The sequence below is a fragment of the uncultured Virgibacillus sp. genome (genome assembly GCF_947495635.1).
Classification (GTDB): Bacteria; Bacillota; Bacilli; order Bacillales; family Amphibacillaceae; genus Virgibacillus; species Virgibacillus salarius.
Genome location: NZ_CANMAB010000148.1, coordinates 1 through 6,978, shown reverse-complemented (window position 1 = coordinate 6,978; position 6,978 = coordinate 1). Strand labels below are relative to the sequence as shown.

Genomic DNA, 6,978 nt, shown 5'->3' with positions numbered 1-6,978 from the left:
GAAGTAATTAGTCGGAGCATTGCCAATATACATCAAACATTTCAAAATAACTACTTGGCTTAACGCAGTCATTGCACCGATTTTATACTTTCTTATCTTTTAAAAAAACCGGTTTCTCCTAAAGAAACCGGCTAACATAAATAGAATATTGTGATTTTAAAAGCTAATTACTAATCCAGCTTTATCATCTGATTTTTTGAGCCTAGGATATGTACTACACTCTGGATCTGCTTTTTCAAAATGGAGCAGATCTTCGATATAAGAATCTATCCCTTTCTGTATAATCAAAAATGACAAATACCCCCAGTAGTTTATCTCGCTTGGAACGATTCCTTTAGGTAACATCATTCCATCTGTTAGTGAACCATTAAAAAGAAGCTGCCTCAATAGTCAGCTTCCTTTCCTGTTTTTTTAAAATGAAACTCGGTCATTCCAAGCCTTATCTGCTAGACTAAATTTTGTGACAAACACTTATCAAACTAGGGTTGGTTCTAATTCAATTTCCACATTTCCTTTTAATGCTCTAGAAATCATACAGCTTTGTTCTGCCTTGATGACTAATTTGCGGAGTTGACTATGTTGACCTTCTGTCGCATGCTCTGTTAAAGTAACCGTTGGCCGATGTATAATTCGCTTATACGTGAATACTCCCTTTGTCACGTCCACGATCCCTTCCGAATGTAAATACATTTGCTTTAAAGGCAATTCCGCTCTTTCAATCATTGCTGCTAATGTAATAATATAACAGGTAGCAGCTGCACCTAATAGCATTTCGTCCGGATTTGTTCCAATTCCTGGACCATCCATTTCAGGTGGTATAGATATATTTGTTTTCAAGTTACCTGTCTCTAGGAAGCCTTGACTATTTCTCCCACCTGGCCAATCTGCTTTTAAATGAAAATGATGCTCTGCCATGTAATCACCTCTTAGCTATAGACTACTAAACATCCATTTCTAAAGGGAATAGTTATGCTTCAAACCCTGCTCACATAATTATAAAAAGTATTTCATCAGAATAATCACAATAATTCAGCAGCCTATACAGGTACGCTCAAAAAATACAGTGAAACTTCAATCAGTGGGGGGTTTTGTTTAGCACCCACTGATTGGTAGTACCACACTGCTTTACTTTCCCCTATTATTTCTTTGTAGGGAGTTGAACAAAAATTGAACCACAGAGAGCGCTTCTCCCTCACACGAGGTTAACGTGTTGTCGACTAAGATGACCATTCCACTGATTTTAAAAGAGACTTTTTTGAAAACCTAATCTATTCCTTCATAAAAGATCATTCATTGACGTTAATCCTGAGCTTTTTCTTTTTTGTTTGCATCGCTAGAGGTAAACCAACCAATAACCGCAATTCCTACTAATACGACATAGAATATCGATTTCCATAATGTTGAATGTGGAAAATCATGTGGTATCCAAGCAATATCTGGATGTGCAAGAACGATTAAAGCTAGTTTAACTCCGACCCAGCCAACAATTACAAACGCCGCAATTTCCAAACCAGGACGCTTATTTAATAAATCCACAAAAACATTAGCTGCAAAACGCATGATAATTAATCCAATCATTCCACCAGCAAAAACTACCAAGAATTGTCCGGTGTCTAGACTTCCGATATGGCCAAGATTAGTTGGTGGTAAAGCTACTGCTAAAGCTACTGCTGCAAGAATAGAATCGACCGCAAAGGCAAGGTCAGCAAATTCTACTTTTAAGACGGTCATCCAAAAACCGCTACCTTTTTCTTCTTTGGCACTCGCTTCTTCATCTGGTTCATCCTTGGATTTTAACTTATCATATAAATGTTTAATCGATATAAATAACAGGTAAGCTGCACCAATCGCTTGTACTTGCCATACATCGACAAGGAATGAAATAATAAACAATGAACCAAATCGTAATACAAATGCACCAGCCAATCCATAGAATAATGCTTTCTTTCGCTGATCTTCCGGTAAATGCTTCACCATTATCGCTAAGACAAGCGCATTATCAGCGGCTAGTAAACCTTCGAGTCCAATTAAAACTACTAATACCCATAAATATTCCACTAATAATTCAATACCCATTCTCTAGGCTCTCCCTTCTGCTACGCTCGTATAGAGCTTTAACCTTATATTCGACTTGAAGCTTTTACTTCTACCTAAAATTACGTTATGTAACTTCGTACAAATAAAAAAGCTCCTACCAATAGGTAAGAACCATCAAAAAAGACCCTTACCTAGACTGGTAAAGGTCTCGCTAACAACGATCGTTGCCAATTCAGCCGGAGAATATTCTCGTAATGACGACTAAAATTGTACAGCTACTCCCCTTTAATAGGAATATAACATTACTTACTATTAAACATCGATAAACATAAAATGTCAACGATTGATTCTACCATGTGTCTAGTTTTAGTAACTAGCCTTCCCCACAGAATCAAATCTATTCACCATATTAGCCCTCGATAATTTGTTCAAGAATCCGTTCCATAGCTTGTTTTAATGCAGAAATCCTTTGTATGCTCTCTTTTTCATTTTCCGTACAAACCCCATAATAACATTTGATTTTTGGTTCAGTACCTGATGGGCGAAGGCAAACCCAGCTATGCTGTTCTAAAATAAATTTCATCATATTTTCTTTAGGTAGTTCAATAGCTTCTATATTTTCTGGATTATCGAGCGTATAGCGTTGACCAATTAAATAATCTTCTGTTGCTTTCACACATAAATCAGCAATTTCCTGTAATGGTTCTGAGCGGATTGTAGCCATAATCTTAGCTATTTGCTCAGACCCTTGCTTCCCTTTTAAAGTTAGAGATGTCATGTCTTCCTTATAATAGCCATGCCTTTCATATAGTTCATGAAGCGCATCATGCAAAGTTTTACCTTTATTCTTCCAATAGTATGCCATTTCACTTGCCATCATAGCTGCTTGTATCGCATCTTTATCTCGTGCAAAGCTACTCGTTAAATAACCATAGCTCTCCTCATAACCAAATACGAATGTTTCACCAGTTGCGTCAAACTCCCGTATTTTTTCTCCAATATATTTAAAGCCTGTCAAAGTATTAATTGTCGTTATTCCATAGTAATCCGCCACTGCTTTACCTAGTTCCGATGTCACTACTGTTTTTAGCATCCGTCCGCTTTTTAATAATGCCGAATCACTATGCGATAAAATATAATCCAGCATTAATGCACCTAACTGATTACCAGTTAACACTTGATAATTACCCGTGTCGTCTTTGACAGCAACACCTAAACGATCGGCGTCCGGATCTGTTGCTAATAAAATAGCTGCATTATGCTTTTTCCCCTGTTGTATTGCCCTTGTGAATGCTTGATGCTCCTCTGGATTAGGTGATTTCACAGTAGAAAACTCTGGATCTGGGACAGCTTGTTCTTCTACAACATGAACATTCGTAAAATTCAATTGTGCCAATCCCTGAGATACGAGCTCATAAGCAGTTCCGTGAAGTGGTGTAAAGACAATTGGTATAGCTTTCTCTTGCTCACGTTCTTCTGCAGGCAGCTTAGATATATCAATCAATTTTTCTAAGTAGGCATTATCAATTTCATTCCCAATCCAGTTAATTAGTTCTTCTTTTTCTAATGTAGCTTGATCCATATAGGGAACTAATAATTCATCGTCTGTTTGTTGAATGCAGGCAATAATGTCAGCTGCCTGATTTGGTGTTATTTGTCCACCATCCTCATTATACACCTTAAAACCGTTATATTCTGGAGGATTATGACTTGCTGTAATCATTATTCCTGATACCGTTCCCAAATAACGTACCGCAAAGGAAAGTAGCGGGGTCGGTCTTAATGATTTAAACACATATGCTGTTATTCCAAATGCCCCTAATACTTTTGCTGTCTCAATAGCAAATTCTTTTGACATATGTCTGGAATCGTACGCGATTACAACACCTCTGTCTTTTACATTTACCGTATGTTCTAATAGATAATTTGCCAGTCCATTAACAGCCTTACGAATGGTATATATATTCATACGGTTTATTCCAGGACCAATGATCCCTCTCATCCCGCCTGTCCCAAATGTCAATTCTTTATAAAAAGCATCTTCCAATGCGAGCTGATTTCCATTTAATTTCGTTAACTCATTCTTTAAATTCGCATCAAGATCTTGGAATGTTTCCCATTTTTGATAGACTTGTTCCCAACTGGTCATTCGTTATGTCCTCCAACTGTATATAATCTATACGAATTTTAGCATACTTACACAGATTATTCTATCGATCAAATTTTGAATCGTTTATGATTTCATAAATTAGGTTAAAATAATAGAAAACGTAAAGATCAAAGCTGTCTTGTTTGGGAATATCATTGTTACTTTAGCGTCGTCGTATCAAAACAGTTCGTAAAGCTAAATAAGATATACTTTCTATTATTCTTTGAAACAGGTAAAATAGATACAAATGATTTGTGAAGGTTGGGATGTTGGTGGTACATAAACGCTGGTTTCAGTTTTTAGTGTTTTTCATAATGGTTTTTCTGTTAATATTACTTATTTCGGTTACTGATTTTATTTTTACACCCTTTTTGAAAGTAATAGGGGCCGTCGCCGTACCTATTATAGGTGCAGGTATTCTTTACTATTTAACAAAGCCGTTAATGTACTTCTTTGAACACCTTAAAATAAATCGTATCTTTTCAATTATTCTTGTATTTCTTGTATTAATTCTTCTTGGTGTTTTTGTCTATATGTATATTGCTCCAATTGCCCAACAACAATTTAGGAATTTAATTGATAATGTTCCAACAATGGTAAACTGGGCGCAGGATATGATTTCTTTATGGCAATCAAACCAAACTGCTATTCCTGCAGAAATAGACAAAGCAATCAATAATTTTACGAATAACCTTCAATCACATATTGATAGTGTATTAAATTATTTGTTTGGATTTATTGGACAACTCATTGGATTTGTTACTGCATTAGTTCTCGTTCCATTTTTCTTATTCTTCATGTTGAAGGATGGAGAGAAGCTAGTTCCATTTATTACACAAATCTTTTCCAAGAAAAAAGCGGAGAATATTCGTAGCTTGTTTGTCAAAGTAGATGGAACGTTAACAGCCTTTATACAAGGGCAGTTAATTGTTAGTTTTGCCGTCGGTGTGCTGTTATTTATTGGATATTTGATCATTAACTTAAAATATTCCTTAACACTAGCGTTATTTGCTATGGTAATGAATGTAATTCCTTTTGCTGGTCCATTTATAGCCGTAATTCCGGCATTAATCGTTGGAGCATTCCAAGATCCGTTTATGGTGATTTGGGTGTCCATCGTAATGATAGCCGCGCAGCAAATTGAAAGTAATTTAATTTCACCAAATGTTATGGGGCGTGCATTAGACTTACATCCATTAACAGTCATTACCGTTATCTTAGCAGCAGGAAGCATTGCTGGATTCTTAGGTATTCTATTTGCTGTACCATTTTATGCAGTGATTAAGACGATCATTATCCATTTCTATAAAACATACGTAAACTCTAAAAAAAATAAGGAAGATGCATTAATCTAATGCTGAGCTTATTAAAAGCATAAATTACATGTAGAAAAAGTGAAACTCCAAACTATAATCCGAGGTTACGAACTTAGTTCCGGATATTGGTTTGGAGTTTTATCATTTATGGTGGTGAAGACTTCTAAGCAATTTTTTTCGTGCGTTAGCTGATCATCATAAAGGTTCCCATCGTTTAGATTGCGATTTTAGAACATGGTATTATATTTGCTTGTGAACTACTCATTTAGTTTTAACCTAACCACTCGGTTATCTCTAAAACAAATAGACAATAGCAGAACCAATTTTATAATAGCCAATCTTCTTGTAAATATTATTTGCAGTTGGGTTCGACAAATCTGTATATAAACTACAAAATTGATACCCGTCATTTAACAGCTTTTGACTTAATTGGCTTACAACACTTGTAGCATACCCTTTTTTCTTATATTTATCAGGGGTATAGACAGCATTAATTGTCGCACCATGCTTCGTCTCCCTTGATTTATTCGCCATGGAAACCTTATTCTCCCCTATCTGCAAAAAATAAGCTGATTGCTTATGTAAAAACTCCGCCGCCAAACTAGATGCTCGCGACTCATCTATTGGTGCATTAGCTTCCTCTCCAAAAAGAAGAAGCCACTTTGCTAGAAGTGCATGATCAGCTATTTCTGCTTGAATTAGCTGTCCTGGTAAAGGATACTCTATCTGCACACGGTCTAATTGATAGATCAATTCATTCATATGTACGGATGCTGTTTTCCCGCTTTTTTCTTCCCATTGCTGGGCGAAAGCTTTTGCATACTTTATTGGCCCTAGTACGCCAGGAACCTCATAGCCATGTTGATTTAAATAATTCGTAATAACCGGTATGAAATCGAGAGAATTCACTTCAATATCTGGCAAGATCCAATTATGGGGTGGAGTTCGCAGGAATGCATAAATAATTTCCCCATTCGCTTCTACCCAACCTAAGAAACAATCTGTTTTGTTTTCCTTCAAGCGATTCATAATACCAAGCATCAAATTATTACATGCTTCTTTCTGAAGTAAAAGCGGTTCAACTCGTTTTGCATATGAATCAACAGCCTGGTTAATAAACACCTTCACCTTAACCATTCCCTCTCTATTTTTCTAATACTATGAATGTTTTTACCTGTTTTGTAAAGTGTTTTTTGCTACACTAGTATAAAGAGGTGATGAACGATGACAATAGAGCAGTTACAAGCAAAGCTTGATGAGTTAAAATCCGATTACGTACGGATTCAAAGTGACTTAGATAAACTTGAGTATGTCCGCGGCAGAGTATCATCTGCAGAGGAACAACTTATTCGTCTTGAAGGAGAAATTGCTGAAGTTAATAAACAATTAGCCGATTTAAATAAGAAAAACTGAGCAAAATTCGCTCAGTCCTTATCACTACATGCTCAGATTTACGCTTCCTCTAGTAGCTATTAT

Annotated in this window: 7 protein-coding genes; 2 read left to right on the top strand and 5 right to left on the bottom strand. The window is 36.1% G+C overall.

Annotated features, from left to right (window positions below; all coding sequences use genetic code 11):
- Positions 1-156: 156 nt before the first annotated feature.
- From Q1A47_RS19505 to Q1A47_RS19490, 4 genes are all read right to left on the bottom strand, one after another.
- Positions 157-387: a hypothetical protein gene (locus Q1A47_RS19505; protein WP_166530465.1), complete on the bottom strand. Its 231-nt coding sequence runs from the start codon at positions 385-387 to the stop codon at positions 157-159.
- An 87-nt stretch (positions 388-474) separates the two neighbouring features.
- Positions 475-915, bottom strand: coding sequence for an OsmC family protein (locus tag Q1A47_RS19500; protein WP_026679635.1), 441 nt, complete (start codon positions 913-915; stop codon positions 475-477).
- A 384-nt stretch (positions 916-1,299) separates the two neighbouring features.
- On the bottom strand, positions 1,300-2,076 hold the full coding sequence (locus Q1A47_RS19495; protein ID WP_026679634.1) for a TerC family protein: 777 nt from the start codon (positions 2,074-2,076) through the stop codon (positions 1,300-1,302).
- Positions 2,077-2,446: 370 nt separating this feature from the next.
- On the bottom strand, positions 2,447-4,186 hold the full coding sequence (locus Q1A47_RS19490; protein ID WP_166530466.1) for a phospho-sugar mutase: 1,740 nt from the start codon (positions 4,184-4,186) through the stop codon (positions 2,447-2,449).
- A 272-nt stretch (positions 4,187-4,458) separates the two neighbouring features.
- On the opposite strand from Q1A47_RS19490, the gene Q1A47_RS19485 reads away from it, so the two are divergent.
- Positions 4,459-5,541, top strand: coding sequence for an AI-2E family transporter (locus Q1A47_RS19485; RefSeq protein WP_166530467.1), 1,083 nt, complete (start codon positions 4,459-4,461; stop codon positions 5,539-5,541).
- A 255-nt stretch (positions 5,542-5,796) separates the two neighbouring features.
- Here Q1A47_RS19485 and Q1A47_RS19480 read toward each other — a convergent pair whose 3' ends face one another.
- A complete protein-coding gene (locus Q1A47_RS19480; RefSeq protein WP_299632726.1) occupies positions 5,797-6,639 on the bottom strand; it encodes a GNAT family N-acetyltransferase in 843 nt (280 codons plus the stop codon).
- Positions 6,640-6,726: 87 nt separating this feature from the next.
- On the opposite strand from Q1A47_RS19480, the gene Q1A47_RS19475 reads away from it, so the two are divergent.
- Complete coding sequence (locus tag Q1A47_RS19475; RefSeq protein WP_026679630.1) at positions 6,727-6,915, top strand: SE1832 family protein; 189 nt, start codon at positions 6,727-6,729, stop codon at positions 6,913-6,915.
- Positions 6,916-6,978: the final 63 nt, after the last annotated feature.